The following is a 15,129-nucleotide window of genomic DNA, read 5'->3' on the forward strand; positions in this document are numbered from 1 at the left end:
GGTGCAACGGTGGAGCCGGCGGTCGGCGTGCGCGTCGGCCGGCGTTCGGCGGCGCGCGCAGCGCGCGCAGCTCGCCGCTCCCATGCCTGCTGCTCGGCGGGAACGGTCGGTTCATGGATGGAAACGAGGAAACAGGAGACATCACATGACAGAAGCGACACTGGGAGCCGGGGACATCACCGTGAAGGCCTGCGGTATCACCGACCTCGGGCGGGTCCGTAAGAACAACGAGGACACGCTCCTCATCGCGCACCTCACCTCCGCCGCCAAGACCGCGCCGCCTGCCCATGAGGTCACCTTCGAAGCCTCCTATCCGGTCCTGCTCGCCGTCTCCGACGGCATGGGCGGCGCGGCGGCCGGCGAGGTCGCGAGCGCCCTGGTCGTGGAGGCGCTCCGACGGGCGATGGCCTCGGCGCGCGGCAACTGGGACGACGCGACCCTCCAGGCCGTACAGCGCGCCAACCGCGAGGTGTGGCAAGCCGCGCAGCAGCCGGGCCGCCATGGCATGGGCGCGACGCTCACCGCGATCTGCGTGCACGGGACCGAAGCGCACGTCGCCGAGGTGGGCGACTCGCGCGCCTACCTGATCCGCAACGGGCAGATCCTCCAGATCACGCACGACCAGAGCTTCGTGCAGGCGCTCGTCGACGCCGGCATGATCCAACCCGAGGAGGCCGAGCAGCACCCGATGAGGAGCATGCTGCTCCAGGCGATGGGCCTCGATCCCGACGTCAAGGCCAGCGTCGCGCGGCTCGATCTGCGGCGCGACGATCGCCTCCTGCTCTGCTCCGACGGGCTCTCGAACAAGCTCTCGGCCGAGGACATGCTCGCCGTGATCGAGCGGGGCCCCTCGATCGAGGCCGCGTGCGAGCGGCTCGTCGCCCTCGCGAACGATCGCGGCGGCGAGGACAACATCACCGCCATCGTCGCCGAGCTGCACGGAGGAGGGCTCCCGCCGCCGAGGAGAGGCGAGAAGCCGACCCAGACGCTCCACACGGTCACCGAGTTCGACCCGAGAAAGAAGGCCTGACGCCGAGCCACGTCGGCTCCGCGAGCTCCCAGGGCCCGAGCCCCGCCCGAGCCCCGGTGCGCCCGCGCGCCGCGAGGTGACGTCAGGCGCCTCTCCGCGCCGAGCCTCCGTCGCCGCCGCGCGCGGCGGCCGCCCGAGAGCTCGCGCGCGCGCGCTCGGCCGTGGTACGGCGGGCGGCAGGCAGGAGAGCGCGCATGGTCCCAGGGAGCTTCCGCGGCGTGGCCTTCGATCTGGACGGGACCCTGCTGCGGTCCGATCATTCGATCTCGCCGGAGATGCGGTCGCTGTGCTCGGCGCTCACCAGGCGGGGGCTCCTGGTGACGCTGATCAGCTCGCGCCCCCCTCGCTCCGTGGAGCAGCTCGCCGCCAGCCTGGGGCTCTCGGGCCCGTGGGCGGCGCTGAACGGCGCCTTCGTCGTCGGCTCCGGCGGGGAGAGCCTCGGCCGCTCACCCCTGCCGGAAGCCACCGTCGAGCACATCCTGGCGCGCTATGGACGCGACGAGCGGATCAGCCTGAACCTCTACGCCGGTTTCGACTGGATCGTTCAGGCCGCGGACCGTCGCGTCAGGGCCGAGGCCGACATCGTGGGCTTCGCGCCCATCATCGACGTCGGCTTCGCGAGCCGCCCCGCGACCGAGAAGCTCCTGATGATCACCGACGAAGGGAGCCGCGAGAACGCTCGGCTGGCCGAGGAGCTCGCGGCGCTCGACGACGGCATCGCGGTCGCGCGCTCGAAGGACAACTACATCGAGATCACGCGCCGCGAGATCGACAAGGGGCGCGCGCTCGCGCTCATCGCCGCCAGCCGAGGGCTGTCCGCGCGCGAGATGGTCGCAGCCGGCGACGGCGAGAACGACATTCCCATGCTGAAGGCCTGCGGTCTTCCGATCGCGATGGGCCACGGCCCGGAACCGCTCAAGCAGGCGGCGGCGCTGATCGTCGGCAGCAACGACGACGGCTCCCTCACCGACGCGATCGGCCGCATCTTCGGGGCGGCTCCGGCGCGCTAGCTCGCGCGGCGCGCGTGCGTTCCTTCTGATATGGAAAATTCTACACCCCCTGGGAGGTGCATTTCTATGTCTCGACGAGCGCTGACGGCGCACATCACCGCGTGGGTCGTGGCGCCGCTCTCCGTGTTGCTGCTCCACTGCGGCGGCGACGAGTCCACGGAGCCGGTGAAGAACACCACCGGCTCCGCGACGACATCCTCTGCCGCGACGGGCGGCGGCGGCGGAGCGGCCGGCGGCGGGGGCGGGGGCGGGGGCGGGGGCGGGGGCGACGGCGGCAGCGGCGCGCTCCCCGACCTCGATCCGACGCTCGAGTGGTACGGCGACAACCGGCAGCGGATCGACGCCATGATCGACGAGCACGGCGCCGTGAGCCCCGGCTACGACCCCGACCGGAAGCCGGTCGCCGTGTTCGACTGGGACAACACCGTCATCAAGAACGATGTCGGCGACGCGACGATGTTCTGGATGCTCCGGCACGACAAGATCCTCCAGCCGCCGGACGGGAACTGGGCGTGGACGAGCCCTTACCTCACGGCCGCCGCGGTCTCCTCGCTCGGCGAGGCGTGCGGCGCGGCCGCCGAGCCTGGCGAGCCGCTGCCGACGAGCACCATGGCCGCCTGCGCCGACGAGATCCTCAGCGTCTATGTCGACGGGGAGACCACCGGCGGCGACGCCGCCTTCGACGGTCACAACCGCCGCACCCTGGAGCCTGCGTACGCCTGGTTCGCCCAGCTCGGCGCGGGCCACGCGCCCGACGAGATCGCGGCGTTCGCCGCCTCGGCGATCGAGGAGAACCTGACGGCGGAGGAGGGGGCCGTCCAGACGATCGGGACGCGCGCGGGGCTGACCGCCTGGCTCCGGATCTACGAGCCGATCCGGGACCTGATCGACGTGCTGCACAAGAACGGCTTCGACGTCTGGGTGGTGTCCGCCTCACCGCAGTTCGTGGTCGAGCCGTTCGCGGCGAGGGTGAACATCGCCGCGGACCGGGTCATCGGCGTCCGGCAGGTGACGACCGAGGACGGCGCGCTGACGTACGACTTGCAGGGGTGCGGTCCGATCCCCGACGGCACCAACGACGGCGCCGGCGAGTTCTCGGGGAACAGCCTGATCACCTACATCGAGGGAAAGCGGTGCTGGATCAACCAGGTGATCTTCGGCGCGTCGGGCCCCGCCGCGCTCGAGAAGAACCCGGACGCATCGCAGCGCCAGGTCTTCGGGGCGGGCGACTCGGACACCGATCTGAGCTTCCTCCAGGACGCCACCGGCCTCAGGCTCGCGATCAACCGCAACAAGAAAGAGCTGATGTGCAACGCGTACAGGAACTACGCGGGCACCTGGCTGATCAACCCGATGTTCATCGCGCCCAAGGGACACCTCGCCTCGGGTTACCCGTGCTCGACCACCGCCTGCGTGGACGAGGACGGCGCCGCGGTCCCGTGCCTCGATGAGGCCGGCGCGGTCATCCCCGACCAGGCCGACAACGTCTACTGATCTCGATCGATCGCCGCCGCTCGGCACGGGGCGCCGGGGCGCCGGGCCGCCGCGCCGCGCGGCGGTCAGATGTGCTTCGGCGGGTTCAGCTTGTCGCTCGCCGACTTCCCCTGGACGAGCGCCTTGGCCTTCTCGTAGAGGATCCGGAGCCGCCCGCCCTCGGGCTCCCAGTACTCGGCGCGCTCCACGTACAGCTTCAGGATGGCGGCGTGCGGGTGATCGGGGCCGTCCGGCAGCCACGCCTTCCACGAGGGCTTCCAGAGGCTCCGGATCTTCTCCTCGTTCCTGTCGATCGTCGCGCGCGCCGAGATCGAGATGTACGCCCGATCCCGCGGCCGGTAGCAGCAGACCGCCACCTGGTGCTCGCGGACGATCTCGCCGGTCTTCGGCGTCTCGTCGTGCGTCACGAACCAGAGATCGCAGTCCAGCTGCTCGGCCGGCTCCTGGATCTCCATCGGCCGACCCCGCATCAGCCCCTCCGGGGTCATGGTGACGAGCATGGCCGTGTCGAACTCCCTGAGCATCGCGTGCAGCTCACCCATGGTTCCGCGGGCCTGAGCCGTGGCTCCTGGCTCTCCGCCCTGGTGTTGCTCTCCGCTCTGGTGTTGCATGCGGAAAAGCTGCTCCGCGCGCGCTTCCCCGCCAAGCAAGGGCGCGCCCGGACCCGCCTGCGCCGCGGCCCGTCGGCGCTCCGGCGCGGCCCGAGGCGCAGCGCGCGGCACGACGGTCCAGGCGGCTCCCTCCGCGAGGTTTTGCGCAGTCGGTTGCGCAATGCGACGCCTTGACGCGCGTCCGCTCGGCAGACGTGGCCCTGTCCTGCCGCGGGAGGTGCCGATCCGAGAACAGCCATGAGCGGCACGAGCCATGCTTTGCCGGGTCACGACTCCACCCCGCCAGCAGGCTCCGCCATGACCGCGTTTTGCGACGAACTCGACGACCGCGTCCCCGCCGTCCCGATCCGGGAAGACATCGCCCGGCTCCCTGAGGACTTCCTCGTGCTCGCCGCGCACGAGATCAGGACGCCTGTCACCTCGCTCCTCCTGCAGCTCCAGCTGACCAAGCGGATGAGCGAGCGGGAGCCGGAGAATACCCCGGCCTGGGCGGCGGCGATGCTGGCCGTCTTCGACCGTCAGCTCGGCCGGCTCGCCCGGCTGTGCGACGACATGTTCCAGGTCCGGCGCGTCGAGCCGGCCCAGCGCGCGTCGGCCCGCTCGCCGGTCGATCTCGTCGCCCTCGTCCGCGAGGTGGTGGCGGCGGCGGTCGCGCATCGGCCGGCCGCGCGCGGCGCCATCGCGGTCGCGGCCGAGGGCGCCGTCGTAGGCCGCTGGGAGCGATCCCAGATCGAGCGCATGGCGTTCCACCTGATCAAGAACGCGCTCACCTTCGGCGAGGGCAAGCCGATCGCGATCGAGGTGCGCGCGACGCGCGCGCGGGCGCGGCTCATCGTGCGCGATCACGGCATGGGGATCGCGCGGGAGGACCAGGAGCGGATCTTCGCGCGCTTCGAGCGGGCGGTCCCGGCGGAGCGCTTCGGCGGCCTGGGGCTCGGCCTTTACATCGCGCACGCCGCGGCGCGCGCGCACGGCGGCGCGATCCGCGTGGAGAGCGAGCTGGGTCGAGGCGCGGTGTTCATCGTCGATCTCCCCCTCGCGCCGCGGCCGCTGGGGCGCGAGCGCGCGGCGCGCGCGGGCCGCGCGCGCCCGCCGCGGCGCGGCCTCGCCCGCCGGTCGCCCGAGCTGCCCCTGAGCGCGCACCTCAAGCTGGCGCACGTCAAGCACGCGCACCACCGCGCGCAGCGGCCGCACTAGGCCGTCCGCGGTTGGCTCACCCGTCGAGGAAGCGGACGAGCAGGCGCAGCCCGGTCTCCTGGCTCTTCTCCGGGTGGAACTGCGTCGCGGTGACGTTGTCCCGCTCGATCGCCGCGGTGATCCGGTGCGGGCCGTGCTCCGTCGTCGCCGCGATGAGCGCCGGGTCGCGCGGGACGGCGTGGTAGCTGTGGACGAAGTAGACGAACGGGCTCTCGCCCGCGAACACGCCGAGCGGGCCCGCCACGTCGCGCGTGATCGCGATGCGGTTCCACCCCATGTGGGGGATCTTGATCCCGACCCACGGCTCGCCGGCCGTCGCCTCGGCGGCGCTCGGCTCCGGGGTGAGGCGCTTGACCGTGCCGGGGAACACGCCGAGCCCCCGCGCGCCCTCCGCCTCCTCGCTCGACTCGAAGAGCGCCTGCATGCCGAGGCAGATGCCGAGGTACGGCGTCCCCTTGCGGATCTGCTCGCGCAGCACCTCGCCGATGCCGTTCTGCAGCGCCGCCGCGCAGTCGCGGAAGGCGCCCTGGCCGGGCACCACCACCTTGTCGGCCCGCGCGATGACCTCCGGATCGCCCGTGCGCGTCACCGCGCACGGCGCGCCGGCGTCCCCAGCGGCCTGGAGCAGCGCGCGCTCCACCGAGCGCAGGTTGCCCATCCCGAAATCCACGAGAGCGATCGATTGCATGGGTCAGAGGCTCCCCTTGGTGGACGGGATGCCGGCGACGCGCGGCTCGATGCGGGTCGCCTTCATCAGCGCCTTGGCGAAGGATTTGAAGCAGATCTCGACGATGTGGTGCAGGTTGTCCCCCTCGAGGAGGCGGACGTGCAGGTTCGCGCCCACGCCGCGCGCGAAGCCCTCGAAGAACACGGGCGCGAGCTCGACGTCCCACGTGCCGAGCTTCGCCTTGGGCAGCGGCACGCGCCAGACGAAGTACGGCCTGCCGGAGAGGTCCAGCGCGCACTGCGCGAGCGCCTCGTCCATGGGGAGCGTCGCCTCGCCGTAGCGCGCGATGCCCGCCTTGTCGCCGAGCGCCTGCTGCACGGCCGCGCCCAGGGTGATGCCGCAGTCCTCGGTGGTGTGGTGGCCGTCGATCTCGACGTCGCCCTCGGCGTGGATGGTGAGGTCGAACAGGCCGTGGCGGGCGATCTGATCGAGCATGTGCGTGAGGAAGGGGAGGGGCGTCCTGATCGACGAGCGGCCCTGGCCGTCGAGATCGATCTCGATGCGGATGTCCGTCTCGCGCGTCTTGCGCTCGACTTTGGCGATGCGGGGCATGGCGCGTAGGGTAGTCGCCCCGGCCGGGGATGGGGAGCGCCACGGATGAGCCGGCCGCCCGGCTCGCCCCTCCTGGCCGGGCGCAGGGTCGCCCGCGCGCGGCGCCCCAAGCACGGCGACCAAGCGCCGCGACCAAGCGCGGCGACCGAGCACGGCGACCAAGGCGCCTCGACCGGGCGTGACCGGCCGAGGCGAGGTCTTGGATGCGAGCGCCGGATGGAATAAGGTGGCCCCCTGGATAACGTGTCGATGGTGGCGCCCTGAAGGCAGCCCCAAGGCAGGAGCGTCCGTGAGCGCACCGGTTGCCGAAGGTCAAATTCTGTCGGGGAAATACCGGGTCGAGCGCATCCTCGGGCAAGGCGGCATGGGCGTCGTCGTCGCCGCCTTGCACGAGCAGCTCCACCAGCGGGTCGCCATCAAGATGCTCCACCCCGGCGCGAACGCCGAGATGGTGGAGCGCTTCGTGCGCGAGGCGCGCGCGGCCGTGCGCCTGAAGAGCGAGCACGTCGCGCGCGTGCTCGACGTCGGGACGCTCGAGACCGGCGCGCCGTTCATGGTGATGGAGTACCTGGAGGGGAGCGACCTGCAGGAGACGCTGCGGCAGCGCGGCCCGCTCGAGCTGGAGGAGGCCGTGGGCTACGTGCTCGAGGCCTGCGAGGCCATCGCCGAGGCGCACGCGGCCGGCATCATTCACCGCGATCTCAAGCCGGCGAACCTCTTCCTCACGCGCGGGGCGGACGGCAGCGGCATGGTGAAGGTGCTCGACTTCGGCATCTCCAAGGCGCTCGCCGAGCCGTCCGCGGCCGGGACCGCGCCGGAGCTCGGGCTGACGAAGACGTCGATGGTCCTCGGCTCGCCGCTCTACATGGCGCCGGAGCAGATGCGCTCGGCGCGCACGGTGGACACGCGCGCGGACATCTGGTCGATGGGCGCCATCCTCTACCAGCTGCTCACGGCGCGGGTGCCCTTCGACGCGACGTCGCTGTCCGAGCTCATCATCATGATCAACACCGAGCCGCCGCCGCCGCCGAGCGCCTACCGGCCCGATCTGCCGCCGGGCCTGGAGGCGGCGATCCTGCGCTGCCTCGAGCGGGACGTCGCGAAGCGCTTCAAGTCCGTCGCCGAGCTCGCGGGCGCCATCGTCGATTTCGGCCCCCCGCTCGCGCTGGCGTCGCTGGAGCGGGTCGAGCGGACGCTGGGGCTCGTGCCCGCGGTCGCCTGGCGCGACCGGGCGAGCGCGGCGCGCGATCGGAGGAGCATTCCCCCGTGGCCGACGGCGCAGGACCGGATGAGCGGCGTGCCGGCGGCGACCGGGCAGGACCGGATGAGCGGCGTGCCGGCAGCGACCGCGCAGGACCGGATGAGCGGCGTGCCGGCGGCGACCGCGCAGGGGCGGTCCAGCGCGCCGCCCGCCGGCGCGACCGCGGGCGCCGCGGTCGGCCCCACGGCGGGCACGGCTCCGGGCTGGACGGCCGCGGGGCCCGCGCCTTCCGGCCGCAGGCGGACCGGCGTGGTGCTCGCGATCGCCGGGGTGGGCGTCGCGGTGGCGCTCGGCGGGGTCCTGCGCTTCTTCACGTTCCGCGGCAACGCGGCGGATCCGCCGGTCGAGCCGCGGGCCGCGACCACCTCGGCCGAGCCGCCGGCGGTCGCGACGACGGCCGTGCCGCCTCCGCCGGAAGTCACCGCCGTGACCGCGGTCACCAGCGCGCCGCCGCCGACCACCGCGGCGCTGCCGACGGCCTCGGCGTCCTCGTCGAGCTCCGCGACGCCGACCGTCACGACGGCGACCGCGAAGGCGCCCCCGTCGTCCACCGCCCCGGCGCCCCGGCCGAGGGTCCCCACGGCGGCTTCGACCCCGGCCGCCGCGACGGCGGCGCCCTCGGCCGCGCCGCCCGCGGCCGCCACGTCGCAGGGGGACGGCAACCGCAGCGTCTTCGATGTGCTGAACGACAAAGGGAAGCCCAGATGATTTGGCCTGGAAGCGAACGGCTCTCGCTGCGGAGCCGCGCCAGCTTGCGCGTCTGCGCCGCGCTCGCGCTCGGCGGCGCCGCGCTGACGGGGCTCGCGCCGGCGGCGGCCCAGCCCGCGCCGCCCGCGGCGAAGCCTGCGCCCGCGACAGCCCAGCCCGCGCCGCCCGCGGCGAAGCCTGCGCCCGCGGCGAAGCCTGCGCCCGCGACAGCCCAGCCCGCGCCGCCCGCCGGCGCCGCGGCCCCGCCCGCCGGCGCGCCTGCGGCGACCGCTCCTGCCCCCCAGGGGCCGCTGTCCGAGACCCTCGCGGGGGAGGCCAAGGCCGAGTACGAGGCCGCGCGCATCCTCTTCAACGACGGCGACTTCCGCAACGCCATCATCAAGTTCGAGCGCGCCTACGCGCTGTCCCGCGACCCGCGGCTGCTCTGGAACATCGCCCTCTGCCAGAAGAACCTGCAGCGCTACGCGCGCCTGCTCGGAACGGTCGAGAAGCTCCTCCAGGACGCGGGCCCGCAGCTCTCGGAGCAGGATCGCAGGGACGCCGCGGCGCTCATCGAGGCGACGAAGGCGTACGTGAGCCGCCTCGATCTCCAGGCCAGCGAGGCGGGCGCCACCGTCTTCGTCGACGGCGAGGAGGTCGGTCAGACCCCGCTGCGCGAGCCCGTCCTGCTCGACGTCGGCACCCGGAAGATCCGGGTGACCAAGAAGGGCTTCGAGGCCTTCGAGGTCTCGCAGCAGGTGCCGGGCGGCGGCGTGGTCACCGTCGCGGCCACGCTCGAGAAAGAGGTCCATCAGGGGCGGCTCATCGTCGCGGCGCCGCCGAACGCCGTCATCTCCATCGACGGCCGCGTGGTCGGCCGCGGCAGCTACGACGGCCCGGTGCCGAGCGGCGGCCACACGCTCCGCGTCACGGCGTCCGACATGGTGTCGCACCAGTCCGAGGTCATGATCTACGACAACCAGACGCGCCGCGTGCAGGTCTCGCTGGAGCCGGCGCCCAAGAAGAGCAGCGTCGAGCAATGGCTCTGGATCGGCGGCGGCGTGGCGGTGCTGACGGGCGCGCTCCTGATCGGCCTGGGCGTCTTCGCGTCGGAGCCGCCGGTCGACGGCAACCTGTCGCCCGGCTCGGTCGCCCTGTCCGCGCGGGGCGGCGCCTCGTTCGCGATCCCCTTCGGGGGCGGCCGATGAGCCGCGGCCGTCGGCTCGCGCTCGCGGTGCTCGTGGCGCTCGCGTGCGGAGGCTGCGGGGAGGTGGACGAGATCGTCGTCGCCATCTCGACGGATCTCGCCGTGCCTAAGGATTTCGATGTCCTTCAGGTCCAGGTCGACGGCAAGTTCAATTACGCTTACCGGCGGCTCGGCGCGTCCGACGCCGAGGCGAGATTCCCGGCGACGATCGGGTTCTTCTCCTCGGACGCCGGGGGTGAAGCCATCACGATCAAGGTCGCCGCCCGCACCAACGGCGAGGTCCAAGGCGATACCGGCCCGGTGCGCATCGTGCGCGAGGTGGTCACGAGGATCCCGAAGGATCGCGTCGCGTTGCTCACCGTACCGCTCGATTTTCTCTGCGACGGCTCGGGGAGGGGCGCGGGGATCGACGTCGAGAGCACGTGTGGCGATGGCATGACCTGCGTCGCGGGGGCGTGCGTGCCGAGCGAGATCGACTCGAGCACGCTGCCCGACTACTCGTCCAGGGACGTCTACGGCGGCGGGGACGGGGAGTGCTTCGACGTGACGGTCTGCTTCGCGGAGGCGACACCAGCGGAGGTCGACACGGCGGGTTGCACGATCGCGGGCGACGGCGCTGGCCCGCGGAACGTGGCGCTGGAGACAGCCGGTCGCGACGGCATCTGCGACGGCGACGAGGACGACGAGGACCGCCGCTGCCTGGTGGCGCTCAACGCCGACAGCGACAACGGCTTCCAGGTGGAGGCCGACGGGCGGATCCAGCTGCCGCCGAAGGTGTGCGAGCAGATGGCGCAAAAGAAGATCGCGGCCGTGCTGACGGCGCCCGCGACGGACTGCGCACAGAAGACCGCGGGGCTGACGACGTGCGGGCCGTGGCTCGCGTCGGGGTCCAAGGAGCCCTGACCGAGGGGCCCTCGCCGCGGGCATGGCGCCCAGCGCCGCGGGGATAGCGCCCAAGCGGCGTCGGCGCCGCGGGAGAGCGCTCGTCGCGGCGCGAGCCAGGACCCGGCCTCGCGCCGCTGACGCCGGGGCCGCGCGTCACTTGGGCGCCCGCGCAGGCGCGCGGCGTCACGCGCGCCGTCGCCGCCACCCCACGAGGAGCGCGGCAGCGGCGAGCCAAGCCATCGCCGAGGTCGCCGACCCATCGCCGCGCACCGCGAGCCCGCAGCCGTTGCCGTGCGCCCGCGGATCCGCGCCTCCGGGCCGGGGAGCCGCGCCGCCGCCGTCCGCGCCGCCACCGCCGCCGTTCCCAGCGTCGCCGCCCGCGCCGGCATCGCCGCCTGCGCCGCCTGCGCCGCTGTCCCCGCCTGCGCCGCCGCTGCCAGCGTCGCCGCCCGCGCCGGCATCGCCGCCTGCGCCGCCGTTGCCGGCATCGTCGGGCACGCAGCCGCCGGCCACGCAGGTGCCGCCGGGGCAGCGGGCGCCCTCGTTCGGGACCAGCGTACACTCGCCGTACCTCGGGTGGCACCGCGCGGCGGTGCAGACGTTCCCGGAGGGCGCGCACTCGACCGGCGCGCCGCCCCTGCAGACGCCGCCGTCGCACGCGTCGGCCAGCGTGCAGGGATCGCCGTCGTCGCAGGGCGCGCCGTCGGGCTTGGGGGGCGCGTCGCAGGCGCACGCGTCGCCCACGCCGTCGCTGTTCGCGTCCTCCTGCCCGCGGTTCGGCAGGAGCGGGCAGTTGTCGGCGCCGTCGGGCGCGCCGTCGTTGTCGTCGTCGTCGTCGCACCGGTCGCCCAGGCCATCGCCGTCGGTGTCGCTCTGGCTCGGGTTCGACAGGAGCGGGCAGTTGTCGGCGCCGTCGGGCGCGCCGTCGTTGTCGTCGTCGTCGTCGCACGCATCCCCGTCGCCGTCGCGGTCGATGTCGGACTGGTCGGCGTTGGGGGTGGAGGGGCAATTGTCCGAGCCGTCCTCCACGCCGTCGTTGTCCCTGTCGAGCGCGCCCGCGTCGCAGGCGTCGCCCAGCCCGTCGCCGTCGGCGTCGGCCTGCTCCGGGTTGGGGACGAGGGGGCAGTTGTCGGCCTCGTCGCTCGACGCGTCGTCGTCGTCGTCGTCGTCGCAGGCGTCGCCCAGCCCGTCGTCGTCGGTGTCGAGCTGTTCGGGGTTGGGGACGAGGGGGCAGTTGTCGACCCCGTCGCTCGACGCGTCGTTGTCGTCGTCGCCGTCGCAGGCGTCGCCCAGCCCGTCGCCGTCGGTGTCGAGCTGCTCGGGGTTGGGGACGAGGGGGCAGTTGTCGGCCTCGTCGTTCGACGCGTCGTCGTCGTCGTCGCCGTCGCAGGCGTCGCCCAGCCCGTCGCCGTCGGTGTCGAGCTGCTCGGGGTTGGGGACGAGGGGGCAGTTGTCGGCCTCGTCGCTCGACGCGTCGTCGTCGTCATCGCCGTCACAGGCGTCGCCCAGCCCGTCGCTGTCGTGATTCGCCTGGTCGGGGTTGGGGACCAGGGGGCAGTTGTCGGCCTCATCGCTCGACGCGTCGTTGTCGTCGTCGCCGTCGCAGGCGTCGCCCAGCCCGTCACCGTCGAAGTCGATCTGCTCGGGGTTCGGCACCGACGGGCAGTTGTCGTCGGCGTCGCCCGCCCCGTCGCCGTCGGCGTCGTCGCCGAGGTCCCAGTTGACGACGCCGGATCGCTCGGCCGCCGTCAGCCCCAGCAGCGCAGCCGCCGGGAGGGCGTCGAGGGTGACCGCGCTCGCGTGCGCGTCGGCCTGGCTCGCGTGCTGCCCGCCGAAGTGCATGAGGACCCGCGTCCCGCCGGGCGGCACCGACAGCGTGAACTCGACAACGGGCCCCTGCGTCGCCGCGCAGTCGTCGGTGACCATCCCGACGCTCCCCGGCACCACCGCCGCCGAAGGCCCGTAGAAGTTGAAGTGGAGGCTCGGATCCCCGCCCGCATCGAGGTCGTCCGTGGCGAGCCACCGGTCCGCCGGCGTGAACTCCAGGTCGCCGGTGTGCGACTGCGTGATGACGGTGCTGTTGTCGGAGCCGACGTTCGTCTCGACGCGCACGACCGCGGGCAGCGCGGCGGCCGTCGGGTTGTGGACGATCTCCAGGAAGCGCGCCCAGCCCTCTTCGGTGGGCACGTACACCTTCCGGGTGACCTCGAGGCTGCCGAGGAGCGCCGGCCCGTGGACGAGCTGCCGCCCGTCCATCTCCGCCGCCCGGGCCGACGACGGGAACCTCACCCCGTCCACCCGCAGCAGCATGCCGGTGTCGAAGGCGTCGATGCTCCCGTTGTTGATCACCCCGTCCGTCCCGACGTCCCACAGGAAGGCGCGGCCATCCACGAGCTGCTCGACGGGCGGCGCGGCGCCGCACTGCGCCGCCGCGCTCCGCGGCGCCGCCGCGAGCGCCAGCGCGACGCCGAGCCCCGTGGCCATGACGGTTCGCTTCATGCTCTCTCTCTTCTGCTCCCCGGGTCCGCGTCTCACGGCCCGATCGCGTCGACGCGGCGGCGCTGCGCGGCCGCCGCCCGCGGGCTACTTCTTCTCCAGGACCACGAGCTCGATCCGCCGGTTCTTCTCCCGGCCGGCCGCGCTCTTGTTGTCCGCGATCGGCTGGCTCGCCCCGTACCCCTTGGCGACCAGCCGCTCGGCCTCGACTCCCTTCTCGACGAGCCACTTGCGCACCGCCTCGGCGCGCGCCGTCGAGAGCGTCTCGTTGAACTTGGCGTTGCCGGCGCCGTCCGTGTGCGCGCCGACCTCGATCTTCACCCACTCCGGATGCTGCGCGATCACGTCGCGCACCTCGGCGAGCACCGCCTCGCTCTTCGGATCGATCGGCGCCGGGTCGCTCTTCAGCACGCGGAACGCGACGGGCTCCAGCAGCACGACCCGCTCGCCCTGGACCCGCACCCGCGTCGGGCAGCCGCGCGCGGCCGCGTCCTCGCTCGCCGGGCCCTTCTCGCGCGGGCACGCGTCGGCGTCGTCGAGCAGGCCGTCGCCGTCCTGATCCGCGGGCGGGCTCGGCGCCGCCGGGGGGCAGCCCGGGCGCGTCGCGCCGCCCGCCGCGTCGCCCTTCTCCGCGGGGCACGCGTCGAGCGCGTCGGGCAGGCCGTCGCCGTCCTGATCCGCGGGGCAGCCGCGCCGCGCCGGATCGCCGCCCCCGCCGCCCGCGGCCGCGTCGGGGCACGCGTCGTCCGGATCGGCGACGCCGTCCTCGTCCCGGTCCTCCACGGGGCAGCCGTTCCGCCGCGCGTCCGCGCTGGCCGGCCCGTACGCGTACGGGCACGCGTCCGCCGCGCCGGAGACGCCGTCCGCGTCGGGGTCCGGGTCCGCCGCCCGCTCGGGCGGCCCCGCGGGCGGAGCCCACGCCACGGTCCCGATCGCGCGGAACGACGGCGCGCCGATCGCGTCCCCGAGGCCCGGACCGGCGGCCGCCCCGACGACGAGGCCCGCGAGCGGGCGGAGCCGGGCGCCGAGCAGGAGCTCGCCGCTCGTCGTCCGATCCACGGCGACCCGCTCGCGCTCCGTGAGCGACAGCGAGCCGCCCTGCAGCATCGTCTCGGCGTACACCTCCGGGCCGATCTGCAGCCGCTCGTCCCAGAGCAGCACGGCCGCGCCGCCGCCGTACGTGAGCGTCGACGGGTTCTCGGAGCTCCGCATCACCGCGCCGCCCGCGACGCTCCACACGAAGCGCGCGACCCGCCCGCCCAGCAGGAGCTGCGGCGTCACGCGCACCGCGCCCTCGCCGACGTACGCGTCCGAGCTGCCCGTCGGCAGGTGCAGGGCCGCGCCCGTGCCGATCTGGAATGCGCCGCGATCGTCGCCGAGCAGCCGGACGCGCACGCCGACGCGCAGGTCGCCGAGCGCCGGGGACGACGGCGCCTCGGGCGCGCCGGCGCCGGCCGCGGCCGCGGGGCCGTCGCCGCTCTGGGCGAGCGCGATCGGCAGGGAGGCCGACACGAGCAGCCGATCCCAGAGCGAGAGCGAGCCGCCGACGTGGAGGTGCGACTGGCTGCCGACGATCACCCGCTCGGACGAGACGCCGTCCGAGAGCGTGAGCAGATCCTCGGCGTGATCGAACAGGACGAGCCCCCGCGGGATGAGGTGCCCGCCGATGAGCGGCGACGGCACGCCGAAGAGCGGGTCGCCCGCGGGGGTCGGCTCGAACCGGCTCAGGGCGACGGCGCCGGGCCCCTCCGCGCGCGCCAGCGGTGCGCCCAGGGCGATGCCGAGGAGGGCGCCCGCGAGCGCCGCGCCCACCGTGATGAGGCCTCTCATGAGCGGCGGATGGTATCCTCGCGAGCGCAGGCGGAGCAAAGGCGATTTGTCCGCGGCGATTCCATGTTGCTCGCCGGGCGCGCGCATCGGTTAGCATCACGCTGACCGGAGCGCGGCCTGCGAGGGCCGCCTCCGCCAGCAA

Annotated in this window: 12 protein-coding genes; 7 read left to right on the plus strand and 5 right to left on the minus strand. The window is 73.9% G+C overall.

Annotated features, from left to right (window positions below; genetic code table 11):
• The first annotated feature begins 145 nt into the window (after window positions 1-145).
• From WME98_RS41730 to WME98_RS41740, 3 genes are all read left to right on the plus strand, one after another.
• Complete coding sequence (locus WME98_RS41730; protein ID WP_437947230.1) at window positions 146-1,030, plus strand: PP2C family protein-serine/threonine phosphatase; 885 nt, start codon at window positions 146-148, stop codon at window positions 1,028-1,030.
• Between the two features lie 194 nt (window positions 1,031-1,224).
• Window positions 1,225-2,040 carry a Cof-type HAD-IIB family hydrolase gene (locus WME98_RS41735; protein ID WP_437947231.1) on the plus strand — a complete coding sequence of 272 codons (816 nt, stop codon included), beginning with the start codon at window positions 1,225-1,227 and terminating at the stop codon, window positions 2,038-2,040.
• 66 nt (window positions 2,041-2,106) lie between these two features.
• Window positions 2,107-3,534, plus strand: coding sequence for an HAD family hydrolase (locus tag WME98_RS41740; protein ID WP_437947232.1), 1,428 nt, complete (start codon window positions 2,107-2,109; stop codon window positions 3,532-3,534).
• Between the two features lie 65 nt (window positions 3,535-3,599).
• Here the strand turns inward: WME98_RS41740 and WME98_RS41745 are convergent, their stop codons facing one another.
• On the minus strand, window positions 3,600-4,076 hold the full coding sequence (locus WME98_RS41745) for a pyridoxamine 5'-phosphate oxidase family protein (RefSeq protein WP_061625613.1): 477 nt from the start codon (window positions 4,074-4,076) through the stop codon (window positions 3,600-3,602).
• A gap of 366 nt (window positions 4,077-4,442) precedes the next feature.
• On the opposite strand from WME98_RS41745, the gene WME98_RS41750 reads away from it, so the two are divergent.
• Window positions 4,443-5,342 (plus strand): sensor histidine kinase, encoded by a 900-nt coding sequence (locus WME98_RS41750; RefSeq protein ID WP_437947233.1) that lies wholly within the window; start codon window positions 4,443-4,445, stop codon window positions 5,340-5,342.
• A gap of 16 nt (window positions 5,343-5,358) precedes the next feature.
• Here WME98_RS41750 and hisH read toward each other — a convergent pair whose 3' ends face one another.
• A complete protein-coding gene (gene hisH, locus WME98_RS41755) occupies window positions 5,359-6,030 on the minus strand; it encodes an imidazole glycerol phosphate synthase subunit HisH (protein WP_437947234.1) in 672 nt (223 codons plus the stop codon).
• Window positions 6,031-6,033: 3 nt separating this feature from the next.
• A complete protein-coding gene (gene hisB, locus WME98_RS41760; RefSeq protein ID WP_020735415.1) occupies window positions 6,034-6,621 on the minus strand; it encodes an imidazoleglycerol-phosphate dehydratase HisB in 588 nt (195 codons plus the stop codon).
• Between the two features lie 289 nt (window positions 6,622-6,910).
• Here hisB and WME98_RS41765 point away from each other — a divergent pair, with 289 nt between their 5' ends.
• Genes WME98_RS41765 through WME98_RS41775 form a run of 3 tightly spaced genes read left to right on the plus strand, consistent with a single transcriptional unit; the run spans window position 6,911 to window position 10,679 of the window.
• Entirely contained in the window at window positions 6,911-8,590 is a 1,680-nt protein-coding gene (locus tag WME98_RS41765; RefSeq protein WP_437947235.1) for a protein kinase domain-containing protein, read from the plus strand.
• Complete coding sequence (locus WME98_RS41770) at window positions 8,587-9,777, plus strand: PEGA domain-containing protein (RefSeq protein ID WP_437947236.1); 1,191 nt, start codon at window positions 8,587-8,589, stop codon at window positions 9,775-9,777. Before WME98_RS41765 ends, WME98_RS41770 begins: the two co-directional genes overlap by 4 nt.
• Window positions 9,774-10,679 (plus strand): hypothetical protein, encoded by a 906-nt coding sequence (locus WME98_RS41775; RefSeq protein WP_437947237.1) that lies wholly within the window; start codon window positions 9,774-9,776, stop codon window positions 10,677-10,679. Before WME98_RS41770 ends, WME98_RS41775 begins: the two co-directional genes overlap by 4 nt.
• Before the next feature lie 165 nt (window positions 10,680-10,844).
• Here WME98_RS41775 and WME98_RS41780 read toward each other — a convergent pair whose 3' ends face one another.
• Window positions 10,845-13,160 carry a thrombospondin type 3 repeat-containing protein gene (locus WME98_RS41780; RefSeq protein WP_437947238.1) on the minus strand — a complete coding sequence of 772 codons (2,316 nt, stop codon included), beginning with the start codon at window positions 13,158-13,160 and terminating at the stop codon, window positions 10,845-10,847.
• Window positions 13,161-13,244: 84 nt separating this feature from the next.
• Complete coding sequence (locus WME98_RS41785) at window positions 13,245-14,987, minus strand: OmpA family protein (protein WP_437947239.1); 1,743 nt, start codon at window positions 14,985-14,987, stop codon at window positions 13,245-13,247.
• Between the last annotated feature and the right edge of the window lie 142 nt (window positions 14,988-15,129).

It is taken from the genome of Sorangium sp. So ce296 (assembly GCF_051529605.1).
Taxonomy (GTDB): domain Bacteria; phylum Myxococcota_A; class Polyangia; order Polyangiales; family Polyangiaceae; genus Sorangium; species Sorangium cellulosum_D.

Excerpts from the sequence above, each read along its gene's own strand:
- WME98_RS41730 (WP_437947230.1), top strand. The coding sequence starts at position 146 with ATGACAGAAGCGACACTGGGAGCCGGGGACATCACCGTGAAGGCCTGC.
- WME98_RS41735 (WP_437947231.1), top strand. The coding sequence starts at position 1,225 with ATGGTCCCAGGGAGCTTCCGCGGCGTGGCCTTCGATCTGGACGGGACC.
- WME98_RS41740 (WP_437947232.1), top strand. The coding sequence starts at position 2,107 with ATGTCTCGACGAGCGCTGACGGCGCACATCACCGCGTGGGTCGTGGCG.
- WME98_RS41745 (WP_061625613.1), bottom strand. The coding sequence starts at position 4,076 with ATGGGTGAGCTGCACGCGATGCTCAGGGAGTTCGACACGGCCATGCTC.
- WME98_RS41750 (WP_437947233.1), top strand. The coding sequence starts at position 4,443 with ATGACCGCGTTTTGCGACGAACTCGACGACCGCGTCCCCGCCGTCCCG.
- hisH (WP_437947234.1), bottom strand. The coding sequence starts at position 6,030 with ATGCAATCGATCGCTCTCGTGGATTTCGGGATGGGCAACCTGCGCTCG.
- hisB (WP_020735415.1), bottom strand. The coding sequence starts at position 6,621 with ATGCCCCGCATCGCCAAAGTCGAGCGCAAGACGCGCGAGACGGACATC.
- WME98_RS41770 (WP_437947236.1), top strand. The coding sequence starts at position 8,587 with ATGATTTGGCCTGGAAGCGAACGGCTCTCGCTGCGGAGCCGCGCCAGC.
- WME98_RS41775 (WP_437947237.1), top strand. The coding sequence starts at position 9,774 with ATGAGCCGCGGCCGTCGGCTCGCGCTCGCGGTGCTCGTGGCGCTCGCG.
- WME98_RS41780 (WP_437947238.1), bottom strand. The coding sequence starts at position 13,160 with ATGAAGCGAACCGTCATGGCCACGGGGCTCGGCGTCGCGCTGGCGCTC.
- WME98_RS41785 (WP_437947239.1), bottom strand. The coding sequence starts at position 14,987 with ATGAGAGGCCTCATCACGGTGGGCGCGGCGCTCGCGGGCGCCCTCCTC.